At 67.7% G+C, this 23,493-nt stretch carries 23 protein-coding genes and 1 pseudogene; 7 read left to right on the top strand and 17 right to left on the bottom strand.

Going from position 1 to position 23,493, the window contains the following annotated elements; genetic code table 11:
* Window positions 1-28: 28 nt before the first annotated feature.
* Complete coding sequence (locus AC1VVG_RS25090; protein WP_059558245.1) at window positions 29-934, bottom strand: LysR family transcriptional regulator; 906 nt, start codon at window positions 932-934, stop codon at window positions 29-31.
* A 90-nt stretch (window positions 935-1,024) separates the two neighbouring features.
* Between AC1VVG_RS25090 and AC1VVG_RS25085 the strand changes: the two genes are divergently transcribed.
* The gene (locus AC1VVG_RS25085; protein WP_049028900.1) at window positions 1,025-1,546 is read left to right on the top strand and encodes a DMT family transporter; all 522 of its coding nucleotides are present in this window, start codon (window positions 1,025-1,027) and stop codon (window positions 1,544-1,546) included.
* 37 nt (window positions 1,547-1,583) lie between these two features.
* On the opposite strand, the gene AC1VVG_RS25080 is transcribed toward AC1VVG_RS25085, so the two are convergent.
* The 7 genes from AC1VVG_RS25080 to AC1VVG_RS25050 form a co-directional block, all read right to left on the bottom strand.
* Window positions 1,584-1,949 (bottom strand): response regulator, encoded by a 366-nt coding sequence (locus tag AC1VVG_RS25080; RefSeq protein WP_006486240.1) that lies wholly within the window; start codon window positions 1,947-1,949, stop codon window positions 1,584-1,586.
* Between the two features lie 29 nt (window positions 1,950-1,978).
* Window positions 1,979-2,938: a chemotaxis protein CheX gene (locus AC1VVG_RS25075; RefSeq protein WP_049028898.1), complete on the bottom strand. Its 960-nt coding sequence runs from the start codon at window positions 2,936-2,938 to the stop codon at window positions 1,979-1,981.
* A 22-nt stretch (window positions 2,939-2,960) separates the two neighbouring features.
* Window positions 2,961-3,551: a hypothetical protein gene (locus AC1VVG_RS25070; protein WP_482836565.1), complete on the bottom strand. Its 591-nt coding sequence runs from the start codon at window positions 3,549-3,551 to the stop codon at window positions 2,961-2,963.
* Window positions 3,548-4,276 (bottom strand): methyl-accepting chemotaxis protein, encoded by a 729-nt coding sequence (locus AC1VVG_RS25065; RefSeq protein ID WP_482837211.1) that lies wholly within the window; start codon window positions 4,274-4,276, stop codon window positions 3,548-3,550. Before AC1VVG_RS25065 ends, AC1VVG_RS25070 begins: the two co-directional genes overlap by 4 nt.
* 22 nt (window positions 4,277-4,298) lie before the next feature.
* On the bottom strand, window positions 4,299-6,686 hold the full coding sequence (locus tag AC1VVG_RS25060) for an MCP four helix bundle domain-containing protein (protein ID WP_482836563.1): 2,388 nt from the start codon (window positions 6,684-6,686) through the stop codon (window positions 4,299-4,301).
* A 400-nt stretch (window positions 6,687-7,086) separates the two neighbouring features.
* Window positions 7,087-7,494 carry a type II toxin-antitoxin system VapC family toxin gene (locus AC1VVG_RS25055; protein ID WP_226251799.1) on the bottom strand — a complete coding sequence of 136 codons (408 nt, stop codon included), beginning with the start codon at window positions 7,492-7,494 and terminating at the stop codon, window positions 7,087-7,089.
* Window positions 7,491-7,733, bottom strand: a complete 243-nt coding sequence (locus AC1VVG_RS25050; protein WP_049028908.1) for an antitoxin — start codon at window positions 7,731-7,733, stop codon at window positions 7,491-7,493. The genes AC1VVG_RS25055 and AC1VVG_RS25050 overlap by 4 nt, the downstream gene beginning before the upstream one ends.
* 269 nt (window positions 7,734-8,002) lie before the next feature.
* On the opposite strand from AC1VVG_RS25050, the gene AC1VVG_RS25045 reads away from it, so the two are divergent.
* Window positions 8,003-8,686 (top strand): alpha/beta hydrolase, encoded by a 684-nt coding sequence (locus AC1VVG_RS25045; protein ID WP_069705082.1) that lies wholly within the window; start codon window positions 8,003-8,005, stop codon window positions 8,684-8,686.
* Window positions 8,687-8,738: 52 nt separating this feature from the next.
* Here AC1VVG_RS25045 and AC1VVG_RS25040 read toward each other — a convergent pair whose 3' ends face one another.
* Both AC1VVG_RS25040 and aspA read right to left on the bottom strand, forming a co-directional pair.
* Complete coding sequence (locus AC1VVG_RS25040) at window positions 8,739-10,244, bottom strand: amino acid permease (RefSeq protein ID WP_049028895.1); 1,506 nt, start codon at window positions 10,242-10,244, stop codon at window positions 8,739-8,741.
* A 76-nt stretch (window positions 10,245-10,320) separates the two neighbouring features.
* Window positions 10,321-11,727 (bottom strand): aspartate ammonia-lyase, encoded by a 1,407-nt coding sequence (gene aspA, locus AC1VVG_RS25035; protein ID WP_034185910.1) that lies wholly within the window; start codon window positions 11,725-11,727, stop codon window positions 10,321-10,323.
* Between the two features lie 141 nt (window positions 11,728-11,868).
* On the opposite strand from aspA, the gene AC1VVG_RS25030 reads away from it, so the two are divergent.
* Window positions 11,869-12,843, top strand: coding sequence for a LysR family transcriptional regulator (locus AC1VVG_RS25030; protein WP_482836560.1), 975 nt, complete (start codon window positions 11,869-11,871; stop codon window positions 12,841-12,843).
* 101 nt (window positions 12,844-12,944) lie between these two features.
* On the opposite strand, the gene AC1VVG_RS25025 is transcribed toward AC1VVG_RS25030, so the two are convergent.
* Window positions 12,945-14,009: an asparaginase gene (locus AC1VVG_RS25025; RefSeq protein WP_049028893.1), complete on the bottom strand. Its 1,065-nt coding sequence runs from the start codon at window positions 14,007-14,009 to the stop codon at window positions 12,945-12,947.
* A 324-nt stretch (window positions 14,010-14,333) separates the two neighbouring features.
* On the opposite strand from AC1VVG_RS25025, the gene AC1VVG_RS25020 reads away from it, so the two are divergent.
* Window positions 14,334-16,583, top strand: coding sequence for a TonB-dependent receptor (locus AC1VVG_RS25020; protein WP_482836559.1), 2,250 nt, complete (start codon window positions 14,334-14,336; stop codon window positions 16,581-16,583).
* 42 nt (window positions 16,584-16,625) lie between these two features.
* Here the strand turns inward: AC1VVG_RS25020 and AC1VVG_RS25015 are convergent.
* From AC1VVG_RS25015 to AC1VVG_RS24995, 5 genes and pseudogenes are all read right to left on the bottom strand, one after another.
* Window positions 16,626-16,883, bottom strand: a pseudogene (locus AC1VVG_RS25015) (aldehyde dehydrogenase family protein); the annotation flags it as partial.
* Between the two features lie 32 nt (window positions 16,884-16,915).
* Complete coding sequence (locus AC1VVG_RS25010; protein WP_034185905.1) at window positions 16,916-17,239, bottom strand: hypothetical protein; 324 nt, start codon at window positions 17,237-17,239, stop codon at window positions 16,916-16,918.
* 116 nt (window positions 17,240-17,355) lie between these two features.
* Window positions 17,356-18,378, bottom strand: coding sequence for a DUF2891 domain-containing protein (locus tag AC1VVG_RS25005; RefSeq protein ID WP_034185904.1), 1,023 nt, complete (start codon window positions 18,376-18,378; stop codon window positions 17,356-17,358).
* A gap of 19 nt (window positions 18,379-18,397) precedes the next feature.
* Window positions 18,398-19,348 carry a DUF979 domain-containing protein gene (locus AC1VVG_RS25000; RefSeq protein ID WP_034185903.1) on the bottom strand — a complete coding sequence of 317 codons (951 nt, stop codon included), beginning with the start codon at window positions 19,346-19,348 and terminating at the stop codon, window positions 18,398-18,400.
* Complete coding sequence (locus AC1VVG_RS24995; RefSeq protein WP_049035857.1) at window positions 19,345-20,034, bottom strand: DUF969 domain-containing protein; 690 nt, start codon at window positions 20,032-20,034, stop codon at window positions 19,345-19,347. The genes AC1VVG_RS25000 and AC1VVG_RS24995 overlap by 4 nt, the downstream gene beginning before the upstream one ends.
* 269 nt (window positions 20,035-20,303) lie before the next feature.
* Here AC1VVG_RS24995 and AC1VVG_RS24990 point away from each other — a divergent pair, with 269 nt between their 5' ends.
* Window positions 20,304-20,528 (top strand): hypothetical protein, encoded by a 225-nt coding sequence (locus AC1VVG_RS24990; protein ID WP_034185901.1) that lies wholly within the window; start codon window positions 20,304-20,306, stop codon window positions 20,526-20,528.
* 58 nt (window positions 20,529-20,586) lie between these two features.
* Here AC1VVG_RS24990 and AC1VVG_RS24985 read toward each other — a convergent pair whose 3' ends face one another.
* Window positions 20,587-21,015: a hypothetical protein gene (locus AC1VVG_RS24985; RefSeq protein ID WP_482836556.1), complete on the bottom strand. Its 429-nt coding sequence runs from the start codon at window positions 21,013-21,015 to the stop codon at window positions 20,587-20,589.
* Window positions 21,016-21,360: 345 nt separating this feature from the next.
* On the opposite strand from AC1VVG_RS24985, the gene cheB reads away from it, so the two are divergent.
* A complete protein-coding gene (gene cheB, locus AC1VVG_RS24980; RefSeq protein WP_034185900.1) occupies window positions 21,361-22,365 on the top strand; it encodes a chemotaxis response regulator protein-glutamate methylesterase in 1,005 nt (334 codons plus the stop codon).
* A gap of 55 nt (window positions 22,366-22,420) precedes the next feature.
* On the top strand, window positions 22,421-23,485 hold the full coding sequence (locus tag AC1VVG_RS24975) for a diguanylate cyclase domain-containing protein (RefSeq protein ID WP_034185899.1): 1,065 nt from the start codon (window positions 22,421-22,423) through the stop codon (window positions 23,483-23,485).
* Window positions 23,486-23,493 lie beyond the last annotated feature (8 nt).

The following is a 23,493-nucleotide window of genomic DNA, read 5'->3' as shown; positions in this document are numbered from 1 at the left end:
TCGCCGCTGCCACATCACTGCCACACCGCTACCCGCCGCTCGCGACGCGCGCGATCGTCTGCCGCAGCCAGATGTGTGCGGCGTCGCCATGCCGGCGCTCATGCCAGTGCTGCGCGAATTCGAACGAATCGATCGGGAACGGCGGGTCGAACACGCGCAGGCGTGCGTCGTCGCGCACGCGGTCGAGGTTGCGGCGTGCGACCGTCAGCACGAGATCGGTACCCGCGATCAGGTCGTTCGCGACACTCCAGAACGGCAGGATCACCGCGATGTGCCGCTCGTGCCGCAGCCGCGCGAGCGCCCGATCGACCTCGTTGTCCATCCCGTCGCGCATCGCGACGAGCGCGTGGGGCCGCGCGAGCCACGCGTCGAGCGCGAGTTCGCCGCGGCGCGGCAGGCGGCTCGCGTCGGCCACGCATGCGAACGACTCCACGAACAGCGGCTGGGCATGCAGGTCGCGCTGCAATGCGGGCAGCACGCCGAGCGCGAGATCGACCTCGCCGTCCATCAACTGCATGCGCATCGCCTCGCGCGTGCCCTGCGACACGATCAGCTCGATGCCCGGCGCGTCGGCGCGCAACGTCTTCACGAGCGCGGGCAGCACGATCCGCGCACCGTAGTCGGACATCGCGATGCGAAAGACGCGCGTGGCCGCGGACGGATCGAACGCCGGCGGCTCGATCAGCGCGCCGAGCCGCCCGAGGACGTCGTTCAGCGGCTCGACCAGTTCGTTCGCGCGCGCGGTCAGCTCGAGCCGGCCCGCGCGCCGCACCAGCAGCGGATCGCCGAAGATCTCGCGCAGCCGCGCGAGCGCGTGGCTCACGGCCGGCTGGCTCCGGTGCAGCCGGAGCGCCGTGCGCGAGATGTGACGTTCGCTCAGCAACACATGCAGCGTGACGAGCAGGTTCAGGTCGATACGGGCCAGATTATTCATTGCACGAATACGAGCCATCCGAAAGACGAATTTCCATTCGCCATCTTAATGGATGACACTCTTTTCGACATCCTTTCAAGACCGACCACGATGACGACTTCGCTTTCCTTCGCCACGCTCCCGCTCGCCGTCGCGGCTTTCGTCGCCGGCGCGCTCGTGCCGCTGCAGGGCGGCAGCAACGCCGCGCTCGGGCGTGCGCTCGGCCACCCGCTGTGGGCGAGCGTCGCGTCGCTGACGGTCAGCCTGCTCGCGGTGCTGCCGGTGCTGCTGGCGACGCGTGCGCACGCACCGCTCGTCGGCGACGCGCTGCAGCGCCCACTGTGGATGTGGCTCGGCGGCCTCGCGGGCGTGATCTACATCACGCTCGCGCTGATCCTGACGCCGCGGCTCGGCGCGACGACCTTCATCGTCTGCGTCGTCGCCGGGCAGATGCTCGCATCGCTGCTGATCGACCACTACGGGCTGATGGGGCTCGCGCAGCGGCTGGCGACGCCCGGCCGCATCGCGGGCGTCGCGCTGATCTTCGCGGGGATGATCGTCGTGCAATGGCAAACGCCCGCGCCGGTTGCGGCAGGCAACGCGGCGGCCGCGCGGCCCGAGCCGCAGCGTTGACCGCGAAGGTCACGGGCCCGCGGCGGCCGGCCGTGCGTCAGCCCGCGAGCTTCTTCAGCGCGTCGAGCACCGCGTCGCCCTTGAACGGCTTCACGATCCAGCCCTTCACGCCGGCCGCCTTGCCGCGCTCCTTCATCGCCGGGCTGCTTTCGGTCGTCAGCATCACGACGTTGACCGCCGTGTTCGCCAGTTCGCCGCGGATCTTCTCGACCATCGTCAGGCCATCCATGTTCGGCATGTTCACGTCGCTGATCACGAGGCGCACGCCGGGCGTCGCCTTGAGCTTCGCGAGCCCGTCCTTGCCGTCGACGGCCGTCGCGACGTCGAGCCCGTGATTGCGCAGGAAACCCGCGACCTCGTCGCGCACCGTGCCCGAATCGTCGACCACCAGAATCTTTGCCATGTCGTATTCCTCCTTCGTTGTTGCTGACTTCAAAACAGTTCGAGTTCACCCGACTCGACCATCGGTCCGACGTCCTGCACCGATTCGCGGAAATCCTCCGGCGACCAGCTGAGGCTGAACACGAAGCGCTGGTCGAGACAGACGGCGCGCCCCGATTGCGGATCGGTCATCCGGTACTTGAAACAAAGCTGCGGACAGTCGCCGCCGAACGAGATGAACTTCTGCTTGTGGTTGACGACGAGCGGCACCTGCACCGGATGGCGCGCCAGTGCCTCGGCGTCGCCGAGATAGCGGTTCTTGAACGCGCCCCACACGAGGTTCGTCAGTTCGCCGAGCACGCTGTTCACGTCGCGGAAATCCGGCGCGCGACCCTCGCCGCGCGTGCCGCCGATCATGTCGAGCAGCGGCTGCTCGCTCGTCTGCAGCAGCATGTAGCCGCGGCACCACGCGCTTTCGAGCGCGATCAGGCTGAACACCTCGCCGAAGATGATCTGGTCGCGGACGATGCACGGCGTTTCGTGCTCGATCGCCATGCCCGGGAACAGGCTGTCGATGCGCGCCTCGGTGATCTCCGAGATGCCGCGCACGAGCGCGTTCGGATAATCGCGGCCGAACAGGTATTCGTCGATCGCGCGCTCGAGCGGCGTCATGTCGTCCGCGACGTAGGCCGCGCAGGCCACGCGCGCGAGCGCATCGGGCAGTCCGTCGCGCGACGCGAGCGATTCGCGGCGCAGGATGATCGGCAGTTCGGGCCGCAGCGCATCGATCTGCGTGGCGATGATCGCGCTCTCGGCCGGCGAACCGCCGTAATCCTCGGCCAGCAGGATCGCGCCGAGGTCGATGTTCGAGCGCAGCACCTTCAGCAGCCGGCTGCGCCGCACGGTCAGGCCGACCAGGTTGTGCTCGTCGCAGAAGCGCTTGATCGCGTCGGCATGCGCGCGGCTGTCGTCAAGCACGAGCACCTTGCTGACGGGTTGGTCTTGGGTCATCTCGCGGATTCCTCGTGGTCGGTCAGAACAGTTCGAGCTCGCCGCCGGTATCCACCGCCGCCGTTTCCGGCACCTGGAAATCGACCGGCGCGTTCGCGCACACGCACAGCGTCGCGCCAACCCGCACGTCGCCGTCGAGCGTGAGGTCGTACGCGGCCACGTAATCGGGTGCGAGCACGGGCAGATAGTCGATGCTCGCGCCGCTCAGCAAATACGGCGTCGACATCCCGAGATCGGGAAATGGCGCGGTCAGCGCCTGGTTGATCGCGCCGCAGCACAGGTTCGCGACTTCCATGAACGCTTCGGGCAGCGGCCGCTGGCCGCCCGTGCCCGCCGTCGTGCCGGCGAAATGGCGTCGTGTCGCGTCGTCGTCGCTGAAGCGCAGCGCGAGCAGCAGGCGGAAATGCAGGGCCGAGATCGTCAGTACCGCGACATGCTCGGGCACCTTCGGCGCCGACCGCGACCTCGCATGCACGCGATCGAGCCCGTCGTGTTCGTCGTACTCGTGGCCGGCGGCCGGCCGGATGTCGCACGCGCCGCCGGACGCGAGCCGCGTGCGCGCCGCGTCGAAAAAGATCCGTTCGAAACCGGCCCTGGCCTGCGCGCTGATCACGCCGCCTCTCCTTCGATGCGCGCGTGCAGCTGCCCCGCCAGCGTCTCGACGGTCGCGAGCGCGGCCGTGATCATCTTGCCGCCGGCCTGGATGTCCTGGAACGTCGCGGCCGTCACGAGATCGTTGCGGTTCAGGCTGTCGCGATAACTGTTCGACAGTTGCTGCGAACGCGCGGCCAGCCCGCGCACCTCGCTCGCGACGATCGAGAAGCCGCGTCCGGCCGAGCCCGCGCGCGCGGCCTCGATCGACGCGTTCAGCGACACGATCGACACGTGCGCGACGATCGCCGACAGCTCCTGGTTCTTCGCGCGCATGTCGTGGTTCTGCGTGGTCAGCGAGATCATCTGCTCGTGCCAGCGCTCAAACGTGCCGGCGAGCCCGCGCAGGCGCGCGGCTTCGTCGGCGATCTTCATCGCATGCTGCGCGAGCGCCGCGCGCTCGGCAAACAGCGCCTGCCGCGCATCACGCTGCGCGCCGGCCACCGACGCCTCGCGCGCCAGCGCTTCCTCGAGCTGCGCTTCGCGTTGCGCCCAGGCGTCGGCTGCCGCCGCGTGCGCGGACACCGCGGCTTGCACACGCGCTTCGGCCGCATCGAGCGCGCCGCGCAACGTGTCCGCGTCATGTTCCATCGCCGCGACGAGCCGCCCGCGCATCACGCGAAACACGATCGCCGCGGCCACCGCGACGACCGCACCGCCCGCCAGCGCGACGGCCGCCTGAATCATCCACGCCTGCACGATCACGTCGTCACTCCGCCGCGCCGATATCCGCGATGCGCGCCCGCTGCTCGTGCGGCGCGTCGTGCGCGGCGCCGTCGGCCGCGAAGCGCGCCGGCAGCGACACGATCGTCTCGAACGCGCGGTACGGCGCGCCGACGCGATCGTCGGTGAAGCGCAGCGCGATATTGCCGCCGTCGCGCTTCAGGAAGTTGCGCACCGCGTCCATGCCGACGCCGCGCCCCGACACCTCGGTCACCGTCTGCGCGGTCGAGAAGCCCGGCCGGAAGATCAGCTCGGCGACATCCTCGTCGGACAGCGCCGCTTCGTTGCCGGCCTTGATCCAGCCGCGCTCGCGCGCGATGCCGCGGATCCGGTCGAGCGCAAGGCCGCGGCCGTCGTCGCCGAGCACGAACCACAGCTCGCCGCCGCCCACGCCGACCGCGATGTCGATCGTGCCGGACGCCGGCTTGCCGGCCGCGCGCCGCTCCTCCGACGATTCGATGCCGTGATCGATCGCGTTGCGCAGCAGGTGCATGAACACGTTCTTCAGCGTCGCGGCGATCTCGCTGCGCACGCGCTGGCCGTGGCTGTCGACATGCACGACGGGCGCCGGCTTGCCGAGTTCGGCCGCGAGCGACGGCAGCGACTCGATCACGCCGCCGAGCGCGTCGCCGATGCCCTGCGTGCCGAGCTGGCTCAGCATGCGGCGCACGGCATCGCGTGCCGCGTGCCAGTCGGCCACGTTCGCCGGATCGGCGCCGTCGAGCACGCGCAGGCTTTCGCTGATGTGCGCGCGTTCGACCATCAGGAACTCGGCGCCGCCCTGCGCCGGCTCACCGCTGCGGCCGAGCGTGACCGCGTTGATCGTCGCGTAGTGTTCGACGGCATCGCGCACGCGCGCGAGGTCGTCCATCAGCGCGTCGCGGTTCCACTCGGGGCCGCCGTCCGCGCGGCGCAGCGATTCGTACGCCTGCTCGGCCTCGTGAACGATGTTCGTCAGGTGCTGCAGGCTGTACGTGCGCGCGTTGCCCTTGATCGTGTGCATGTTGCGGAACAGCGCGGCGACGATCGAATGATCGGCGCGCTCGTGCTGGCGGATCATCCGCTCGTTCTCGCTCAGGAAGCCCTTCGCGCTGTGCACGAAGTCGTGGAACTTGTCCTGGCTGATCGACAGGATCTCGCCGATCATCTCGAGGCGGCGCTGCTGCTCGCCCGCCTGCGCGGTCAACTCGCGGATCTCGGTCACGTCGCGGACGCACAGCATCAGCCGCACGACCGTGTCGGTCTCGTCGGTGATCGCCGACCAGCTCAGGTCGAGCCACTTCTCGCGGCCGTCCGGCATGCGCTTCGCGACTTCGTTGACGAGCAGGTGTTCGTTGAACTCGAAGTTCATGCTGTCTTCGCCGAGGCACGCATGCACGGCCGCATCGACCTGCGAACGCGCGTCGGCGCCGATCGCCGAATCGTCGAACACGAGCGCCATCAGGTCGCGGCCGGCGATGTCGCTCGTCTCGAAGATGGTTTCGAGGTACGCCGAATATTCCGCATGCACGACGCCGCCTTCGACGACGGTCAGGATCCCCTGCTGCATGTTCTGCAGCATCGCCTGGATGTCGGCCGTCTTCTGCTTGAGTTGCGCGGCGTTCTCCTGGATCTTCTCGATCATCCCGTTGAACGCGACGATCGAATGGCCGATCTCGTCCATCCGGCCCACCGGCACGCGGCGCGTGAAATCCTGGCTCGTCGCGATCTCGCTCATCGCCGTCTGCATCCCGATCAGCGGGCGCGTGATCTGGCGATACAGCACGAAGCCGAGCGCGGTCAGCAGCACGATCACCGTGCCGGCGACGCCCGCGATCGCGGTCGCCGTCGTCGCGAGCATCCCGTTCAGCGCGCTGATCGCGTCGTCCTTCTGGCGGTTCTTCTCGACGCGCAGCGTGCCGACGATGCTCTCGAGTTCGTCGCGATACTGCGCGACGTTCGCGAACAGGTAGGCCTGCGCCATCTCGGCCTTGCCGTCCGCCTTCATCTTCACGGTGTCGTCGATCGCCGCGAAATAGTTCGCGGCGCTGTCCTTCGCCTGCGCGACGAGGCCCTCCTGCGCATGGCCGACCGCCGATTTCGCCTGCACGTCGAGTGCGGCGCGCAGCGCGGCCTGCTTCGCCTTCAGCTCGTCGCGCGCCTGCGCGGCCGTGTTCGCGTCGGGCGCGTAGACGAGCGTCATCGTCGCGATCTGGATGTTCTTCACGTCGGCGACGAGATCGGCCGACGCGAGCGCGCTCGGCACGATGCCCTGGGTGACCTGACGCACCTCGGACGCGCTCTTGCGTGTCTGGTACACGGCATAGATGCCGATCGCGGACAGCGCGAAGAACGTCAGGACGACTAGCAGCGTAATGCGATGACGGATGGTCATGAGGCCAGCTCCCCGCAGCGATCCGGCTTCGATCGCCCTTTGGTCTATTGAAAGAATGTGAGCGCCGAATTATCGGGGATGGTGTATGACTGTCCGATGACCGTAAATCAATCGTTCATTGAGAAAATTGCAATGAATAATTGCGGCGGGAAAAGCCTAAAGTTTTTTCCGGATTGGCCGTTAACTTCGCGCCGCCAATGCAGGTATGGCTGCATGATTTGCCGAATTTTTGAAGTGGCGGATATTCATTGTTTTATTCATGATCCGCAAAATCGATTTTATTGAATGCCGGTAAAACGTTTGCGTATTATTTACGAGCCTGTTTGTTTTGGCAGCTCTTGCAATCGAAGCCGCGTTCGCGCCGCAGGTTCGTGAATGTCGAACCGGCACGATCGGCCGTTCAATGTTCGCACGGCCCGGCAAGCCAGTCTTCGAATTGCAGTCGCGGTACCCGCTCGAATTCGCGAACGTTGTGCGTGACGAGCACCAGATGCCGGGCGCGTGCCTGCCCGGCTATCAAGGCATCGTATGGACCGATCGGCGTACCGGCCGCCATCAGGTGCGCACGAATCTCGCCGGCATGCTGAGCATCCTCGACATCGAAGGACACGACCTCGAACTGAAGCGCCTCGACACGCGCGACATTCGCAGCCGCTCGCTGGCTCTTGTACGCGCCGAAATAGAGTTGGTGCGCGACGATCGCCGGCATCCCGAAATCAGCCGGCTGGTACGAACGCAGGCGGCCCAGCATGGCCGGCTCGCCTTTGAGAACGGCAATCACCGCGTGGGTATCCGGCAGGAATTTCATTCGAACACATCCAGACTCGTGCGCTCCTGCGCGAACGGCTGCGTTGCCGCGGCCGCCTCGAAGTCCGCATCGACCGGGCCGATCAGCGGCGTCAGCCATGCCCAGTCATGCGGCACCGGTTCGAGCACGACCGACGCGCCGTGGCGCCGAATCCGAACCTCGGCCGTGTCGAAACGGAAATCCCTCGGCAGCCGGACGGCCTGCGAGCCGCCATGCTTGAAGATTTTGGCAGTGCCCATCGCCATACCCCCGCGTATCTACAGAATGTATCTATTCCATCTGTGCGTGAGTACGACGAGCCATCCGATCGGCCTGTTTCCGGTCCGTTATCGGGCACGATTTCCCGCTACGACCCGTACCGGATGCCGCACTGCCGACGATCCGCCGGCAACACGAACCTCGGCCCGATTCATTCCCAACAGGAAACAATCAATCGCCATCCCGGTGATTCCCTCACCGCGCCGGCCGCTCTAGACTGTCGCATCGTTCCCCTTTCCGGACTCACGCGATGACCGACGTCCTGCCGCTGACCACCGACCCCGATTCGGGCCTCCAGTACCGGCTGCGCCCGGCTGCCGGCCGCCCCGCCGCGCGCCTGTTGCTGCTGCACGGCGTCGGCGGCAACGAAACCAACCTGCTGAACGTGGCCAGCGTGATCGATCCGCGCATCGAAATCGCGTTCCTGCGCGGGCCGCTGACGTTCGGCCCCAACCAGCACGCGTGGTTTCCGGTGCGCTTCGGCCCGAATGGCCCCGAAATCGATGCGGCCCGCGCCGACGCCAGCCGTATGCAACTGATCACGCTGTTGCGCGCATTCCGTGCGCGGGATGACGCGGATGCCGCGTTGCCGACCGTGATCGCCGGCTTCAGCCAGGGCGGCATCATGAGCGCCGGCGTCGGGCTGACTTCGCCGAACGACGTCAGCGCGTTCGCCGTGCTGTGCGGGCGCATCCTGCCGGAAATCGATCCGCTGATCGCGCCGCGCGATGCGCTTCGCCCGCTCCATGCGTTGATCGTCCACGGCCGCTTCGACGACAAGCTGCCGGTCGCCTGGGCCGACACGGCCGATGCGAAACTCACGGCGCTCGGCGTCGCGCACGATACGCGGCTGTACGCGGCCGGCCACGAACTGACGGCGGAAATGGCGGGCGACTTCGGCCGCTGGGTCGGCGAGCGCACCGGGTTGAACTGACCGCACCGGGAACGCCGGCCCGAGCACGGACCGGCGTTCCCGGCGGATGCCGTCACACGTTCCGCGCGGGATCCGCAACGACGTGCGCGGCTGTGGGCGCGGCAACCGCCCGCTCGTGCCCGGCACCGCGCTTCGTCAGCTTCCAGCCAACCACCAGCGCAAGCACCACGACCGGAATCGTCGCGATCGTCCACGTGCCGCCCGGATAGTCGAACGCCATCAGCACCAGCACGGCGACGAGGAACGCGAGCGTGAGCCACGACGTGAACGGCGCGCCGGGCATCCGGAACGACACGGCCTTCATCTCGCCGCGATTGACCGCGCGGCGGAACAGGATCTGGCACATCACGATGAAACCCCACGTCGTGATGATCCCGAGCGACGCCATGTTCAGCACGATCTCGAACGCCTGCGCCGGGACGATGTAGTTCAGCGGCACGCCGATCGCATTGATCGCGACCGTGATCAGGATCCCGCCGTACGGCACGCCGCGCGCGTTCATCCGCGACACGAAACGCGGCGCCGAGCCGCCCATCGCGAGCGAGCGCAGCACGCGCCCGGTTGAATAGAGGCCGGAGTTCAGGCTCGACAGCGCAGCCGTCAGCACCACCACGTTCATCACCGTGCCGACGTACGGCACGCCGAGCTTGCTGAAGAACGTGACGAACGGGCTTTCGTGCGAGCTGTACGCGGTCCACGGCAGCAGCATCGTCAGCAGCACGACCGAGCCGACGTAGAACAGCGCAATGCGCCACATCACGCTGTTGATGGCCTTCGGCAGCACCTTGCGCGCATCGGCGGTCTCGCCCGCCGCGACGCCGACGAGCTCGATGCTCGCGTACGCGAACACGACGCCCTGCACGATCAGCACGGCCGGCAGGATGCCGTGCGGAAAGATCCCGCCATGGTCGGCGACCAGGTGAAGCCCGGTCGCCTGGCCGGCGACCGGATGGCCGCTCGCGAGGAACACGGCGCCGACCGCGAGAAACACCGCGAGCGTGCCGACCTTGACGAGCGAGAACCAGAATTCCATCTCGCCGAACACCTTCACGCCGATCATGTTCATCACCGACACGATCCCGAGCGCGCCGAGCGCGAACACCCATTGCGGCACGTCGGTGAATACGGCCCAGTACTTCATGTAGATCGCGACCGCGGTGATGTCGACGATGCCGGTCGTCGCCCAGTTCAGGTAGTACATCCAGCCCGCGACGAACGAGGCGCGCTCGCCCATGAATTCGCGCGCATACGACACGAAGCTGCCGCTGGTCGGCCGGTGCATCACGAGCTCGCCGAGCGCGCGCATGATCAGGAACGCGAACACGCCGCACACGAGATACACGAGCGCCAGCGCCGGCCCCGCGCTTTGCAGGCGCCCGCCCGCGCCGAGAAAAAGGCCCGTGCCGATCGCGCCGCCCATTGCGATCATCTGCACGTGCCGCGGCTTCAACTGCTTCGCATAGCCGGCTTCGTGCGACGCGAACATCGCATCGGGATCGGCATGGCGGGAATCCGCGCCGCCGGCCGCATCGGCCGGGCGCTCGCTGGTGTGTTTCATCGAGAGTCTCCGTTGTTTCTTGGTGTGTCGCGCCCCGCTCAGGGGCGCTTTCGGTACGGCCGTGCGCCGGCCGGCGTCAAAGCACGCGCGGCCGGATCAGGGCTTCGGGTTGCAGCGCCTCGTCGAGTTGCGCGGGGGTCATCAGCGCGTGTTCCAGCACGACCTCGCGGATCGATTTGCCGGTGGCGTGCGCTTCGGCGGCGACGGCCGTCGCACGCTTGTAGCCGATGTACGGGTTCAGCGCGGTAGCGAGCGCAACCGAGCGCTCCATCGTTTCGCGCAGCCGCTCGGGATTCGCGGTGATCCCGCTCACGCAGCGCTCCGCCAGCGTCGTGCATGCGGCCGTCAGATGGCTGAAGCTGCGGAACAGCGCGCTCGCGATCACCGGCTCGAACGCGTTGAGCTGAAGCTGTCCGGCCTCGGCCGCGAAGGTCACGGTCAGGTCGTTGCCGAACACCTCGAACGCGACCTGGTTGACGACTTCCGGGATCACCGGATTCACCTTGCCGGGCATGATCGACGAGCCGGCCTGCACCGGCGGCAGGTTGATCTCGCCGAAGCCGGCGCGCGGGCCGCTCGACAGCAGCCGCAGGTCGTTGCAGATCTTCGACAGCTTGACGGCGATCCGCTTGAGCACGCCCGACACCTGCACGAACGCGCCGCAATCCTGCGTCGCCTCGATCAGGTTCGGCGCGGTGCTCAGGTCGAGCCCGGTGATGCGCCGCAGCGCGGCCAGCGCCTTCTCCGCATACTGCGGATGCGCGGTGATCCCCGTGCCGATCGCGGTCGCACCGAGATTGATCTCGCGAATCAGCCAGCCGGCTTCCTGCAGCCGCGCGATGTCTTCCGTCAGCATCACCGCGTAGGTCGAGAATTCCTGGCCGAGCGTCATCGGCACCGCGTCCTGCAACTGCGTGCGGCCGAGCTTCAGCAGCCCGGCGAACGCGTCGGCGCGCTCGGCGAACGCATCGCGCAGCCGCGCCATCGCCTCGAGCAGGTGCTCGACCGCGAAGCACGTCGCGACGCGGATCGCGGTCGGATAGACGTCGTTGGTGCTCTGCGCGAGATTGACGTGCTCGTTCGGGTGCAGGTATTCGTACTGCCCGCGCGCGTGCCCCATGATTTCGAGCGCGCGGTTGCAGATCACCTCGTTCGCATTCATGTTGGTCGACGTGCCGGCGCCGCCCTGGATGACGTCGACGACGAACTGGTCGTGCAGGCGCCCTTCGCGAATCTCGACGCACGCGGCGGCGATCGCATCGCGATACGGCCGCGGCAGCAGCCCGAGCTCGCAGTTGGCGTCGGCCGCCGCTTCCTTCACGGCCGCGAGCGCCAGCACGAGGTACGGCAGCGAAGCAATGGTGCGGCCCGTGATGTCGAAATTCTCTTTCGCGCGCAGCGTATGGACACCGTAATAGGCGTCAGCCGGGATACTTCGTTTACCTAAAAGATCCGCTTCGACGCGGAAGCCGCTTTCTGTCATCGTGCCCTCCTGAGTGTCTCGTGCCGCTCGTCGTCCGCCGCTTCCCGACGCGACGGGTTCGCATTCTATGCCTTTGCAAAAACAAGCTCGCTTCTGTATTATCGAAAGCGGTTTTGCGTGGGACGCAACAGCGAGAAGCGAATGAAAAAAGGCGCGAGAGAAACCGGCATCGATCACCTGGGCGCGATGCGTGCGTTTGTGAGAGTGGTCGAAACGGGGAGTTTTTCGGCGGTCGCGAAGGAGATGCACGTGTCGACGTCGACCGTCGCGCGCAAGGTGACGGCGATCGAGGACGCACTCGGCGTCGCGCTGCTGCATCGTTCGACGCACAGCGTGGCGCTCACCGAGGCCGGCCATATCTACCTGGAACGCGCGGTCACGCTGATCGCCGATCTCGACGACACGCTGCGCGTCGTCGCCGAACTGAATGCGCAGCCGAGCGGCCCGCTGAAGCTCACCGCGCCGGTCGCGTTCGGCCGCCGCCATCTCGCGCCGCTGGTCGCGCCGTTTCTCGCGCGCTATCCGACCATCCAGCTCGACGTACGGCTCACCGACAACCACAACGACCTCGTGGCCGGCGGCTACGATCTCGACATTCACGAAGGCGAGAATTACCTGGACAACCTGGTCGTCCACCGGCTGTCGCGCAACGACAGCATCCTGTGCGCGACACCCGGCTATCTCGACCGCTGCGGCCGCCCGGCGTCGCCGGACGACCTGAAGCACCACAACTGCCTGCGTTACGTGCATCCGGAAGGCGATCCGCGCTGGGATTTCGTGAACGGCAACGCACGGCACAGCGTGCTGCCGGCCGGCAATCTCGTCACCGATCATTCCGAGTTGCTGCTCGAAGCGACCTGCGCGGGGCTCGGCATCGCGGAGTTCGAGATCTGGCTGGTGCGCGACCTGCTCGCGAGCGGCCGGCTCGAAGCCGTGCTGCCGCGCTATCGGCTGCAGAACCGGCTGACCGGCGAATACATCTACATCGCGTATCTGGCGAACCGGCGCAGCTCGGCGAAGCTGCGCGTGCTGAAGGACTTTCTCGCGGAACACCTCGCGCAGATCGGCGAACTGTCGGCGCTGGAGCTGGCGAAGATTCGCGGCGGGCGCACGTAGCGCCCGCGCCCGCGTTCACGTCGGCGCCGGCCGGCGGGCATGTGCCCGCCGCCGCGCACGGCCCGGGTCGCGGGCCGTCGGCAGCGGCGCATCCGCGCCGGTCAGACCGCCTGCAATTCGAACGGGAACGTGGCGTGCCCGAACTCGACGCCCTGCGTATTGAGCATCCGCGGCCGGTGAAAGCCGGCCAGTTGCGCGCGCTGCGCGTCCGTGCCGATCCGCAGCCGCTCGAGGATTTCGCTGACGACCATGTAGAGCACGTCGAGATTGCCGTCCTCGATCTTCACCGAGATGCCGAGCGCGCCATCGGCGCCGAGCTGCCGCGTGCGTTCCGAGGCGCGCACGCCGATCCCGTAGCACGCATCGGCGCCGAGCTTGCCGACCACCTGCCCGTCGAACGCGTTCATCAGCACCGTGCAATAGCGCCCGTCGCCCGCGACGAGTTCCGGATAGGCCGTCATCGCACGATGGATACGCGCCAGCGCGCGGACCCGATCGGTGAGCGCGCCGCCGCCCGCTTCCACCGCGTCCGCACCGTCGGCCAGCGACGCGTAAAGACGCGCGAGGCGATCCAGCGGGAACGCCGGCGTCGGCAGGTTGCACCCGTCGATGCCCCAGTCGACCTCGTCGTCGCGCAACCCGCATGCATCGGCCACCCCATGCTTCACGCGCACCTGCATCGGATGGTCGGGCAGATGGTAGTCGGCGATCGGCGCGCCGATCGCCCGCGCGCCCGCCAGCATCCCGACATGCTTGCCCGAACAGTTGCTGCACACGCCGGTCGGCGTGTAGTCGCGCTTGATCCACGATCGGTACACCGCCTCGGACAGCGGCGGATGGCCGCCGCAACGCAGGTCCGATTCGTGCGCGGCCACCTTCGCGAGCATCGCCCGCGTCCGTTCGATGTGACGCTCCTCGCTGCTGTGCGACGCGCACATCAGCGCGATGTCCGCATCGTCGAAACCGAAGCGCTCCGGCGCGCCCGTCTCGATCACCGACAGCGCCTGCGCCGGCTTGGCGGCCGACCGCGCCAGCGTCATCCGGAACGGATCGCCGAATCGGGCCAGCAGCCTGCCGCGTGCATCGACCACCGCCACATGGGCGACGTGCGTGTTCTCGATCGCGTTGCCGCGGTATGTGACAACCGCTGCGCGTGGGGTCTCCATCGTGTCTTGTCTCCTTGCTCGGGGCCTGATTGCCGGGGCCCGTCCAACCGGTACGGCAGTGTAGCGAGTCGCTGCCGCCGCGCGCCGTCCCGACGATGGAAAGCGGTGTTGCACGCGACGCAAAGGTGATCGCGCCCCCACGAAAGCCTGACCGGATACGTACAACAACCCTTCGATCGTTTACATATTTGATGCCAATCCGTACAATTGCGACCGCAAAACGCGAATCATACGCATTTACATTTACGTCTTCCGATGTTTCGGCCCGTGCGGCCCACATCGAGAAAACGCACCCGATCACCGAACCTTCCGCTGCTTCCCGATATGCCCGCCCAGTTCAAGACGAGGCCTCGTGCCCTCGTGTCGGCGCTGACCTGCTCCGTTTTCCTGACACCGCTGCTCGCTTCCGCCGCAACCGCACCCGCTACCGTTCCCGCCCCTGCCGCCGACCGGCCCGTGCCGGCCGCCGACGCACCGGCGACGCTGCCGACGATCGCGGTCCAGTCGTCCGCTCTGTCGGACATGCAGGTGAAGCGCTCGCCGTCGTACAAGTTCACCGCGCCGCTGCTCGATACGCCGCGCTCGGTCACGGTGATCCCCGAGCAGCTGATCAAGGAAAAGAACGTCACGTCGTTCGCGGACGCGCTGCGCTCGGTGCCCGGCATCACGTTCCTCGGCGGCGATGCGGCCGCGAACCCGTCGGCCGACCGCCCGGTGATCCGCGGCTTCGAATCGCGCAACTCGATCTTCGTCGACGGGATGCGCGACTCCGGGCTGCAGAACCGCGAGACGTTCGCGGTCGAGCAGATCAGCGTGATCAAGGGCCCCGATTCGGTCTATGCGGGCCGCGGCTCGGTGGGCGGCAGCGTCGACATCGTCACGAAGACGCCGAAGAACGACAATTTCGTCAACAGCAGCATCGGCTTCGGCACCGACGGCTACAAGCGCGCGACGGTCGACGCGAACCGCAAGATCAACGACACGACGGCCGTGCGGCTGAACGTGATGGGTCACGACGCGAACCAGGCCGGCCGCAACGACGTGTACAGCAAGCGCTGGGGCGTCGCGCCGTCGATCGTGTTCGGGCTGAACACGCCGACCACGGTCACGGTCAGCTACTACCACATGAACGCGTACGACATGCCGGACTTCAGCGTGCCGTTCCGCGCGTCGGGCGGCACGCCGGTGCCGACCGATCGCGGGCAGTTCTTCGGGCTGAACACGCGCGATTACCGCTACGGGCAGACCGACACCGGCGAAGTACGCGTCGAGCACAAGCTCAACGACGACTGGAAACTGAAGAACACGACGATGTTCGGGCGCACGACGCTCGATTACGTGGCGACGAATCCGCAGATCTCGACCCGGTATCCGGACCGGCTCGGCATGCAGGCCAAGAGCGGCAAGTACGCGACGAACGGCATCGCGAACCAGACCGAGATCACCGGCCGCGCCAACCTGTTCGGCATGCAGCATACGATGACCGCCGGCGTGGAATTCAGCCAGGAGCAGAACCGCTACGAGGGCTACCTCGTCACGGATGCATCGGGCACGAACCTGCGCACCGGCGATATTTGCGTCACGTCGCCCGCGTTCTGCGCGCCGATTTCCGGCGGCTGGAACCCAAACATGCCGTGGACCGGCAACATCGTGCTGAACGGCGACAAGGGTTTCCCCGGCGCGACCACCAACACGCGCACGACCACCGCGTCGGCGTACCTGTTCGATACGGTGAAGCTGACCGAGCAGTGGCTGTTCAACGCGGGGTTGCGCTTCGACCGCTACGACCTGACCGCGAAACAGGCCGGCGCCGCCGACCTGTCGAACACGTCGAACCTGTTCAGCTACCAGTTCGGCCTCGTGTACAAGCCGGTGCGCACCGTGAGCCTGTATGCGTCGTACGGCACGTCGTCGAACCCGCCCGGTTCGAACGGCGGCCTCGGCGGCGGCACCGACCAGATCACCGCGAACAACCAGAACCTGTCGCCCGAGCGCACGCGCAACATCGAGGTCGGCGCGAAGTGGGACGTGATCGACCAGCAACTGTCGCTGACGTCCGCGCTGTTCGACACCGAGAAGACCAACGCGCAGGTCATCGACGGCCTCGGCCACACGATCAACGCGGGCAAGCAGCGCGTGCGCGGCGCCGAGCTGGGTTTCGCCGGCAACGTGACCGACAAGTGGCACGTGTTCGGCGGCTACACGTACCTGAATGCGGTGACGGTCGATGCGGGCCCCGGCAATCCGGGCGGCTCGGGCCTGCCGATGGTGATGGTGCCGAAGCACAGCTTCACGCTGTGGACGAGCTACGACGTGATGCCGAAGCTGACGCTCGGCGCGGGCGCGACGGTGATGAGCAAGACCTATGCATCGGTGTCGCCGACCGTGAAGAAGTGGACGCCCGGCTATGCGCGCTTCGACGCGGCCGCGACGTGGCGCGTGAACAAGACGATGGACGTGCAGCTGAACGTGCAGAACCTGTTCGACAAGAAGTATTACGCGAGCGCGTACCCGATCTACGCGACGTGGGCGCCGGGCCGCTCGGCGATGGTCACGCTCAACTTCTATCAATGACGCCGCAGGCGGGCGGGCGCGATGCGCCCTGCCCCGCCCTGCTCACCGCGGCAGCGAATGCGTCTTCACGCTCGTGAAGCGCTTCATCGCTTCCTGCACGCCTTCCTCGTACCCGAGCCCCGAATCCTTCACGCCGCCGAACGGTGTCGGTTCGAGCCGCGAGCCCGGCACGTCGCGCCCGTTCATGCTGCCGACTTCCAGCTCGGTGACGAAGCGCGTGATGTGGTCGAAGCGGTTCGTGCACACCGACGACGACAGCGCATGGCCGGTGCCGTTCGACATCCGGATCGCTTCGTCGATGCGCGAAGCGCCGGTGTCGGCCGGACAGCCGTTCACGCGAGGTGGTAGCGCAGCCAGAAGGTTTCGCGGCACGCGTTGTCGAACGTCAGCCGCGACGGGCTGATCGGTTGCGCATCGGGATGGTGGAGCACGTCGTAGTCGATCCAGCATTCGGCGCACAGCAGATCGGACGGCGCGCGGTCCTGCTCGACCGAGCGGCGCACGATCGCGCCGTTGTCGAAGCGGTATTCGGTTTCGTCGCGCGTGACCTCGACGTCGTCGTCGGTCCAGCGGTCGTGCGACGTGACATGCGACACGATCGACACCGGGCCCGCGAGCCCGTGGATCGCGGCGACGTAGGAAATGAGCTTGTCCATGGCGAGGCGGCGAACTGGCGGAGAGCCGATTCGCGCAACGCATGCTGCGCAAATCGGCCCGAGCGGCGAGTATAGCCGCGCGCCGAAGACCTTGCCGCCGGCGGGGGTTTCGCGCGCTACGCGTCCAGCGCGAGCAATGCGAACGTCGCGAGCCAGTGCTCGCCCATGTAGTCGCCGGCCACGTGCGCGAGCGCGCTCGCGAGATGCCGGTCGGCCGCGTCGAGCAGCTTCACGCGCCGCGCATCGCCCTCCGGCAGCGCGCCGGCCAGCGCGCGCTGGCACCACGCGCGGCTCAGGTTCAGCCCGTCGAGGTGCGCGATCTTGCCGTCGCTGCGGTCGCTGACCGTCGCCGGCTCGAACAGCGTCGCCGGCTCGCCGCGCGCGAGATCGGGCAGGAAGCGCGCGAACCAGCCGTCGAATTCGGCGGCCGGCAGCACGCGCCGCATCAGCTCGGCCTCCATCAGCGCGGGCGACAGGAATTCGTCGCCCGACGGCTCCCACGCCTGGCACGCGACGTCGTTCAGGTGCCAGCGTTTCGCGGTATCGACGATCAGCGCCGCGAGCCCGTCGCGCTGCGTGTCGCGCGCGAAGTCGAGCGTGAGCGCCAGCGCGAACGCGGTGTTGAAGTGCGTGCCCACGCGCAGCGGATAGGTCGCCTTCGGCAGGAAGGTCTCGAAGCGCGACACGAACAGGTCGGTGAGCGGCGCGATCGTCTTCGCCCAGCGCGCGGCCTGCGGCAGCGCGCCCTTCAGCGCGAGCCGCTCGAGCTGCGCCGACAGCGCGAGCAGCCACGCCCAGCCGTACGGCCGCTCGAAGCCGCTGTTGTGCGGCAGCGCGAGATACGCGCGCTCGCCGGCGACGTTCGCGTCGGTGAAATGCGCATCGACGGTCGCGACGATGCGCTCGGCCTCCGGCAACGCCGGATAGCGTTCGAGCACGCGCAGCACGAGCCAGTAGCCGTGCACGCACGAATGCCAGTCGTAGCTGCCGTAGAAGATCGGGTGCAGCGCGCGCGGCGCCTGCACGTCGTGCGGGCCTGCGAGCGCATGCGTGAGCTTGTTCGGATATTCGCGGGTCAGGTGCGCGAGCGCGAGCGACGCGAATTTCGACGCGAGTTCGGGGGTGAGTCGGTCGGTCATGAGGGTCTCGTCCATCGAATCAGAAGCGGAATGCGAACGCATACATCAGCAGCGTGTTCACGGCGAGCAGCAGCACGGCGGTCGGCCACTGCGCCTTGATCACGCCGTTCTTGTCCTTCAGTTCGAGCAGCGCCGCCGGCACGATGTTGAAGTTCGCGGCCATCGGCGTCATCAGCGTACCGCAGAAACCGCTCAGCATCCCGATCGCGCCGACGATCGCCGGGTTGCCGTGGAACTGGTGGACGATCAACGGCAGGCCGATGCCGGCCGTCATCACCGGGAACGCGGCGAAGCCGTTGCCCATGATCATCGTGAACAGCGCCATGCCGACCGTGTAGGCCGCCACCACCGCGAACGGCGAATCGATCGGCACCCAGTCCTTCACGAGCCCCGACACCACGCCGCCGACGCCCGCGACCGCGAACAGCGCGCCGAGCGCCGCGAGCATCTGCGGCAGGATCGCGGCCCAGCCGACCGCGTCCATCGTATGACGCGCTTCCTTCAGCGCATGCACGGGCGAATCGCGCAGCATCGCGAGCGCGACGACGAACGCGACGATCGTGCCGAGCACGAGCGAAATCAGCGTCACGCTCTTCGGTTCGACGAACGGCACGAGCTTCAGCGCGAACGTGCCGATCAGCGTGACGACCGGAATCAGCAGCGCGGGCAGGAACAGCCGGTTGCCGAAACGCCGCGCGAGCGTCTCGCGCCGCGCGGCCGCCGCGTCGCCGGCTTCGTCGGACTTGCCGCGCCCGAGCTTGCCGGAGCCGGCGATCACCGCCAGCGCGATCGCGAGGCAGCCCGTCACGAAGTGCGGCAGCCGCGCGCCGAGCAGGAACGTGACCGCGTAGATCGCCCAGAACGCGAAATTGACGACGCGGCGCGGGTTCGTGCGATCCGTCAGGTTGAAGTACGCGAACGCGGCGAACATCAGCCCCGCGAGCGTGTACAGCGATTCGAGGCCGATCATCGCGCGCCCTCCTGCTTCACCAGGCCGAAGCCGCGCGTCAGCCGGCGGTCGAGCAGCGCGAGGCGCGTGCAATGGATCAGCAGCGCGGCGATCGCGGTCGGGATCGCCCATACCGACAGGTGCAGCGGCTCGATCGCGATGCCGTTCTGCTCGAGAAAGCCCTTGATCAGCAGGATCGACTGGATCGCGATGAAGATGTCCTCGCCGAAGAACACGGCGACGTTGTCGGCGCCCGACGCATGCGCGCGGATCTGCTGGCGCACCGCGTCGGGCAGCTCGCCGTGCCGGTTGACGGCGGCGGCTTCGGCCATCGGCGCGATCAGCGGCCGCACCATCTGCGCATGGCCGCCGAGCGACGTGAGGCCGAGCGCGGCCGTGGCCTGGCGCAGCACGAAGTACAGCATCAGCACGCGGCCCGTGGTCGCCGCCTGCACGCGCGAGATCATCTGCCGCGCCTGCTCCTTGAGCCCGTTGCGCTCGAGCAGCGCGATCACCGGCAGCGTCAGCCAGATCAGCCCCATGTAGCGGTTTTCGGTGAACGCCTTGCCGAATGCGCTGACGATGTCGACCAGATTCAGGCCGCCCGCCAGCCCGGTCGCGAGCCCCGCGATCGTGACCACCAGCAGCGCGTTGAAGCGCAGCGCGAAACCGATCACCACGATCGGCACTCCAATCAGCACCAGCATTTCCCCTCCTTGTGTCGGATGCGCGGCACCCAGGCAACGCGCTGCCCGCCCGGTTTCGACCGGGCTCGGACGGCGCAATCTAACACGAGACTTTATCGATAAAAAGTCGACAAATTACAGGTTCGGGTAAACGTTGAAACCGGCGAACACCGTGCACGCACCCTGTGTCGGCGGTATTTCATCGGAGGAATCGGGCGGCCGGCGCGCGTGGCGGAGCCCATGGCCGCCGACTAAACTGGAAAGCATCGGCAACGGACGGGAGAGCCGCCATGATTGACGTATTCCAGACCATCGGCAGCCGCGCGTTCTCCGCTCATCTGGCGAAGGACGGGATGGTGACGCTGATGGAGCAACGCCATGAAGTCGACCGCGTGACGCTCGCGACGGCCTATGCCGCGCTCGTCGAGGAAGCCGAGCAGGAAAGCGACCTGCGCGACGCGACGGTCGAGGGGATGATGCGCGCGCTGATCCAGGGCTACGCGCGCAGCCATTGACGGCGCGGCCGCGCATCGGCTCGTGCGGCCGGCAGCCCGGTGTGGCCGATCCGGCCCGCTACGCGGCCGGCGTGCCCGCGCTCATGCCGAACCACCGGCCCGCGCGCAGTTGCCGGTAGTCGGCTTGCGTGAAGATCCTCAGCAGGTTGGCGAGCGCGCCGTGACCGGCGCGGTCCAGTTCCGTCATGAAGGCTTCGACCTCGTCGCGGCCGGCAAACAGGATGGTGCTGAAATAGCGCGCGCGCTCCGCGTCGGACAGGTTCGTCGCGCTCAGCTGGTACGGATGGTGAAGTGCCGCGAACAGGAAGTAGTAGCGCTCGGCGTCGTCGCGCAGCACGCGCACCGCGTCCGGCTCGACCGGAAAATCGCGGCAGAACGACGCATGTCCGCTCTCGATGAAGATCCGGTACAGCAACCGGCCGGCCCGCTCGATGACGACCGGTGCGTACGGGTCGCGGCTGACGAGTACGGTATCGGGCACGGTCATCAGGCTCTCCTCTTTCTTTTTTGTCGACGCCGGCACGGTAACATGCCGGCTTCCGCACGCCGCGTCGGCACGATCCGTCGCCCCGGCATGCACGGCCGCACCGGGCCGCCACCCTCGGGCGCCGGAAAACACCGCACCGTCATAGAGGAAAAACACTGAAACGGCGCCATGCGCGAATTTTTCGATTGCCGCCGCTCGCGCCGCATGACAGCATGCGGGCGTCGCCAACCGAAAAAAATTCCGTGCCGTCCGCCCGCCGATGCCGTTCGGCGGCGCCGGACAGGCCATGCTTTCCATGAACCCGGCCCATCTCCAACACTACGAACCGACCGGAGCATTCCGCTTGTGAACATCGGCATCGTCAACGACCTCCCGCTTGCCGTCGAGGCGATGCGCCGCGCGATCGCGCGACGACCCGAGCACCGCGTGCTGTGGGTCGCGACCGACGGCGCGCAGGCCGTCGAACTGTGCGCCGCGCAGCCGCCCGACGTCGTGCTGATGGACCTGATCATGCCGAAGTTCGACGGGATCGAAGCGACGCGGCGGATCATGCGATCCGAACGACCGTGCGCGATCCTGATCGTGACGAGCTGCATCGGCGCGAATGCGTGGCGCGTGTTCGAGGCGATGGGCGCCGGCGCGCTCGACGCGGTCGATACGCCGCGGCTCGGCGCCGGCGCGGCCGGCGACACGACGGCACTCCTGCTCGCGAAGATCGATCAGATCGGCCGGCTGCTCGACGCGCCGGACGGCACGCGCCTCGCCGGTACGGCCGCGCGCGCCGGCGGCGGTCCGCTGATCGCGATCGGTGCGTCGGCCGGCGGCCCGGGTGCGCTCGCATCGATCCTCGGCGGCCTGCCGGCGGATTTCAACGCGCCGATCGTGATCGTGCAGCACGTGGACCGTGCGTTCGCGGAAGGCATGGCGCAATGGCTCGACGGCCAGACGCCGCTCACGGTGCGCGTCGCGCGCGAAGGCGACCGCCCGCAACCGGGCGTCGCGCTGCTCGCCGCGACCGACGACCACCTGCGCATCACCCGCGCCGGCACGCTCGAATACACGCGCGAGCCGGCCGCGACGCCGTATCGTCCGTCGGTCGACGTGTTCTTCAACAGCCTGACCGAGCACTGGTCCGGCCGCGTGATCGGCGTGCTGCTCACGGGAATGGGACGCGACGGCGCGATCGGCCTGAAGGCGCTGCGGATGAAGGGCTACCATACGATCGCGCAGGACGAGGCGACCAGCGCGGTATACGGCATGCCGAAGGCGGCCGCGACGCTCGGCGCGGCGCGCGCGATCCTGCCGCTCGGCCGCATCGCGGGCGAGCTGGCGGCGCTCGCCCGGATCTGAGCCCGATGAACCCGCGCAACACCCATGCCTGCCCTCGCAACACACCGCATCGAACATGACTAGCGACCTGACCCGCCCGCCGGGCAGCCCGACCACGCCGAGCGCCGACGTGCCGGCCATGGTGCTGCTGGTCGACGACCAGACGATCGTCGCGGAAGCCGTCCGGCGCGCGCTCGTCGACGAGGAAGGCATCGACTTCCACTACTGCCCGCGCTCGGACGACGCGCTGACCACCGCGATCGAAACGCGGCCGACCGTGATCCTGCAGGACCTCGTGATGCCCGGCATCGACGGGCTGAGCCTCGTGAAGTCGTACCGCGCGAACGCGGCGACACGCGACGTGCCGATCATCGTGCTGTCGACGCAGGAAGAACCCGTGATCAAGAGCGCCGCATTCGCGGCCGGCGCGAACGACTATCTCGTGAAGCTGCCCGACCGCATCGAGCTCGTCGCGCGCATCCGCTACCACTCGCGCTCGTACATGAACCTGCTGCAGCGCGACGAGGCCTATCGCGCGCTGCGGCAATCGCAGCAGCAACTGCTCGAGGCCAATCTCGAACTGCGGCGTCTCACGCATTCCGACGGCCTGACCGGGCTGTCGAACCGGCGCTATCTCGACGAATACCTGGCGGCCGAATGGCGCCGCGGCACGCGCGAGCGCAGCGAGCTGTCGCTGCTGATGATCGACGTCGACAATTTCAAGCTGTACAACGACACGTACGGACACGTGTCGGGCGACAGCGTGCTCAAGCAGATCGCGTCGACCATCGAGCGCTGCCTCGGGCAATCGGGCGATCTCGCCGCGCGCTTCGGCGGCGAGGAGTTCGCGGTGGTGATGCCGGCCACGTCGCCGGGCGCCGCGCGGCTGCTCGGCGAGAAGATCCGGCTCGCGGTCGAGGCGCTGCAACTGCGGCACGCGCATTCGTCGACCGGCAACACGGTGACGATCAGCATCGGCGGCGCGAGCATCGTGCCCACGCCCGGCCTGCCGACGACCGTGCTGATCGAGGCGGCCGACCGCGCGTTGTACCGCGCGAAACACGAAGGCAAGAACCGCGTCGAGATCGATTCGTCGCCGCCGCCGCCCGGCGCCGGCGGGTTCGGCGTGCCACGCGACTGAGCGCCCGT

It is taken from the genome of Burkholderia sp. L-4, assembly GCF_056856535.1.
Note: the sequence above shows the minus strand (reverse complement) of the source record. Positions and strands in the feature narration are given on the sequence as shown.

What these genes read in the sequence shown, in the direction of transcription:
- AC1VVG_RS25025 (WP_049028893.1), bottom strand. Translation starts at nt 14,009, where the DNA reads ATGGAGACCCCACGCGCAGCGGTTGTCACATACCGCGGCAACGCGATC.
- AC1VVG_RS25065 (WP_482837211.1), bottom strand. Translation starts at nt 4,276, where the DNA reads ATGATTCAGGCGGCCGTCGCGCTGGCGGGCGGTGCGGTCGTCGCGGTG.
- AC1VVG_RS25080 (WP_006486240.1), bottom strand. Translation starts at nt 1,949, where the DNA reads ATGGCAAAGATTCTGGTGGTCGACGATTCGGGCACGGTGCGCGACGAG.
- AC1VVG_RS25045 (WP_069705082.1), top strand. Translation starts at nt 8,003, where the DNA reads ATGACCGACGTCCTGCCGCTGACCACCGACCCCGATTCGGGCCTCCAG.
- AC1VVG_RS25090 (WP_059558245.1), bottom strand. Translation starts at nt 934, where the DNA reads ATGAATAATCTGGCCCGTATCGACCTGAACCTGCTCGTCACGCTGCAT.
- AC1VVG_RS24975 (WP_034185899.1), top strand. Translation starts at nt 22,421, where the DNA reads ATGACTAGCGACCTGACCCGCCCGCCGGGCAGCCCGACCACGCCGAGC.
- AC1VVG_RS25030 (WP_482836560.1), top strand. Translation starts at nt 11,869, where the DNA reads ATGAAAAAAGGCGCGAGAGAAACCGGCATCGATCACCTGGGCGCGATG.
- AC1VVG_RS25040 (WP_049028895.1), bottom strand. Translation starts at nt 10,244, where the DNA reads ATGAAACACACCAGCGAGCGCCCGGCCGATGCGGCCGGCGGCGCGGAT.
- AC1VVG_RS25055 (WP_226251799.1), bottom strand. Translation starts at nt 7,494, where the DNA reads ATGAAATTCCTGCCGGATACCCACGCGGTGATTGCCGTTCTCAAAGGC.
- AC1VVG_RS25000 (WP_034185903.1), bottom strand. Translation starts at nt 19,348, where the DNA reads ATGATCGGCCTCGAATCGCTGTACACGCTCGCGGGGCTGATGTTCGCC.
- AC1VVG_RS25020 (WP_482836559.1), top strand. Translation starts at nt 14,334, where the DNA reads ATGCCCGCCCAGTTCAAGACGAGGCCTCGTGCCCTCGTGTCGGCGCTG.
- AC1VVG_RS25075 (WP_049028898.1), bottom strand. Translation starts at nt 2,938, where the DNA reads ATGACCCAAGACCAACCCGTCAGCAAGGTGCTCGTGCTTGACGACAGC.
- aspA (WP_034185910.1), bottom strand. Translation starts at nt 11,727, where the DNA reads ATGACAGAAAGCGGCTTCCGCGTCGAAGCGGATCTTTTAGGTAAACGA.
- AC1VVG_RS25005 (WP_034185904.1), bottom strand. Translation starts at nt 18,378, where the DNA reads ATGACCGACCGACTCACCCCCGAACTCGCGTCGAAATTCGCGTCGCTC.
- AC1VVG_RS24995 (WP_049035857.1), bottom strand. Translation starts at nt 20,034, where the DNA reads ATGCTGGTGCTGATTGGAGTGCCGATCGTGGTGATCGGTTTCGCGCTG.
- AC1VVG_RS25085 (WP_049028900.1), top strand. Translation starts at nt 1,025, where the DNA reads ATGACGACTTCGCTTTCCTTCGCCACGCTCCCGCTCGCCGTCGCGGCT.
- AC1VVG_RS25010 (WP_034185905.1), bottom strand. Translation starts at nt 17,239, where the DNA reads ATGGACAAGCTCATTTCCTACGTCGCCGCGATCCACGGGCTCGCGGGC.
- AC1VVG_RS24990 (WP_034185901.1), top strand. Translation starts at nt 20,304, where the DNA reads ATGATTGACGTATTCCAGACCATCGGCAGCCGCGCGTTCTCCGCTCAT.
- AC1VVG_RS25060 (WP_482836563.1), bottom strand. Translation starts at nt 6,686, where the DNA reads ATGACCATCCGTCATCGCATTACGCTGCTAGTCGTCCTGACGTTCTTC.
- AC1VVG_RS25050 (WP_049028908.1), bottom strand. Translation starts at nt 7,733, where the DNA reads ATGGGCACTGCCAAAATCTTCAAGCATGGCGGCTCGCAGGCCGTCCGG.
- AC1VVG_RS24985 (WP_482836556.1), bottom strand. Translation starts at nt 21,015, where the DNA reads ATGACCGTGCCCGATACCGTACTCGTCAGCCGCGACCCGTACGCACCG.